Source organism: Deinococcus pimensis DSM 21231 (genome assembly GCF_000519345.1).
In the GTDB taxonomy this organism is placed as follows: domain Bacteria; phylum Deinococcota; class Deinococci; order Deinococcales; family Deinococcaceae; genus Deinococcus_A; species Deinococcus_A pimensis.
In genome coordinates, this window is the sequence record NZ_KI912627.1 from 48388 (window position 1) to 50433 (window position 2046).

The following is a 2046-nucleotide window of genomic DNA, read 5'->3' on the forward strand; positions in this document are numbered from 1 at the left end:
GGGAGGGCCGTCACGGCGTACGGGACGGGGCCCTCGGCGCCCGCGTCGGTGTAGGGCAGCAGGGCCGGGTGGTCGAGGGCGGGCAGGTCCAGGGCGCGCGGCAGGAGGTGCACCACGACGGGGATGCCGGTGAGGCGGTCCACGCCGCGGAGCGTGGTGACGTCCCCCTCCGCGAGGACGCGCGAGGTCACGTACGGCCCGTACGCTTTCACGCGGTCAGTATAGCCTTCTCATGCGCCCCGGCGAGTCTTGAGGGTGCTTTGTGACTGGTCTCCTTGCCCGCGCTGGCGCGGGTGCGCTACGCTCCGCGCGTATGCCTAACCAGGACGTCCTCGCCGCTCTGCGCACCGTCAACGATCCGGAGCTGCACCGTGACCTCGTGTCGCTCGGGATGATCGAGCGGGCCGACCTCGAGGCCGACGAGGCGTTCGTGAAGGTCAACCTCACCACGCCCGCCTGTCCCCTGAAGGCCACCATCGAGGCGGACGTGCGCGCGGCCGTCCTGACCGTGCCGGGCGTGCGCTCGGTGCACGTGGAGTTCGGCGCGCAGGTGCGGGCGCCGCAGACGCCTCCCCTGCCGGGCGTGAAGCACGTCGTGGCGATCGGGAGCGGCAAGGGCGGCGTGGGCAAGTCGTCCGTGGCGGCGAACGTGGCCGTGGCGCTCGCGCGCAGCGGGGCCCGCGTGGGCCTCCTCGACGCGGACGTCTACGGTCCGTCGCAGGCGCACATGATGGGCGCCTCCGAGGAGCGCGTCACCGCCACGGAGCAGCGCAAGATGCGGCCCATCGAGCGGCACGGCCTGAAGTTCCTGTCGATGGCGAACCTCATGCCCGCCGGGCAGGCGCTGGTGTGGCGCGGCCCGATGCTGCACTCGGCGGTGCAGCAGTTCCTGCGTGACGCCGCGTGGGGCGAGCTGGACTACCTCATCGTGGACCTGCCGCCCGGCACGGGCGACGTGCAGCTCTCGCTGTCGCAGACGGTGACGCTCTCGGGCGCGGTGATCGTCACGACCCCGCAGGACGTGGCCCTCATCGACGCGGCGCGCGCGGTGGACATGTTCCGCAAGAACAACGTGCCGGTGCTGGGCGTCGTGGAGAACATGAGCTACTTCGTCGCGCCCGACACGGGCCTCACGTACGACATCTTCGGGCGTGGCGGCGCGAGGAAGCTGGGCGGCCTGCCGGTGCTCGGAGAGGTGCCGCTGGACGTGGAGGTCCGCGCGGACTCGGACGCGGGCACCCCGAGCGTGCTGTCGCATCCCGATTCCCCGGCGTCCGTGGCGCTCCTGCGCGTCGCGGAGAACCTCGCGGGCCGGCTGAGCGTGCAGGCGCTCGCCGAGCTGCCGATGGTATGACTCCCCCGGAGGCCGTCATGACGTCCACGGTGATCCCGTCGCCCGCCGCCGACCGCACGAAGACCCGCGTGCTGACGCTCCTGAAGAGCCGCCGCTGCACGACCGCGCAGAGCGTCGCGGAGGCGCTCGACATCAGCGTCCCGGCGGCGCGTCGTCACCTGTGCGACCTCACGGAGGCGGGGCTGATCGTCGCGGAGACGCAGCGTCCCGGCGGGCGGGGGCGTCCGCAGTTCGTGTACCGCCTCAGCGAGCGCGGCGAGGCGCAGTTCCCGAAGTCCTACGCGAGCCTGTGTGTGGACGTGCTGCGGCACATCGACTCGCTGTTCGGGGAGGGCGCGGTGATGCGGGTGATGGACGCGCGGCGCGCGGCGCTCGCGCAGGAGTGGGCGCCGCGTCTGACGGGCTCCCCGGCGGAGCGCCTCACGAAGCTCGCGGCGCTCCTGTCGGAGGCGGGCTACGAGGCGCGCGCCTACGAGGAGGACGGCGCGCTGTACCTGGAGCAGGGCAACTGCCCGAACCTCGACGTGGCGCGCCGTTACGACGAGCTGTGCGGCGCGGAGCTGGAGCTGTACCGGTCCCTGCTGGGCGTGCCGGTGCGGCGGGAGACGCGCATCGCGTGCGGGGCGCCGACCTGCCGCTACCGGGTGGGGTGAGCGTGGGGCTGTACAGCCTGGTGGCGTGGCCGTCCGGGC

Annotated in this window: 3 protein-coding genes; 2 read left to right on the plus strand and 1 reads right to left on the minus strand. The window is 73.1% G+C overall.

Annotated features, from left to right (window positions below):
• The coding region (locus DEIPI_RS38830; protein ID WP_045233563.1) for a hypothetical protein at positions 1-212 on the minus strand (212 nt) is incomplete at its 3' end.
• Between the two features lie 101 nt (positions 213-313).
• On the opposite strand from DEIPI_RS38830, the gene DEIPI_RS0103480 reads away from it, so the two are divergent.
• Positions 314-1354, plus strand: coding sequence for an Mrp/NBP35 family ATP-binding protein (locus DEIPI_RS0103480; RefSeq protein ID WP_027480867.1), 1041 nt, complete (start codon positions 314-316; stop codon positions 1352-1354).
• A 17-nt stretch (positions 1355-1371) separates the two neighbouring features.
• The gene (locus DEIPI_RS0103485; RefSeq protein WP_027480868.1) at positions 1372-2007 is read left to right on the plus strand and encodes a helix-turn-helix transcriptional regulator; all 636 of its coding nucleotides are present in this window, start codon (positions 1372-1374) and stop codon (positions 2005-2007) included.
• Positions 2008-2046: the final 39 nt, after the last annotated feature.

Bases quoted from the DNA above. Each gene is read 5' to 3' on its own strand.
- DEIPI_RS0103485 (WP_027480868.1), top strand. From the start codon at position 1,372: ATGACGTCCACGGTGATCCCGTCGCCCGCCGCCGACCGCACGAAGACC.
- DEIPI_RS0103480 (WP_027480867.1), top strand. From the start codon at position 314: ATGCCTAACCAGGACGTCCTCGCCGCTCTGCGCACCGTCAACGATCCG.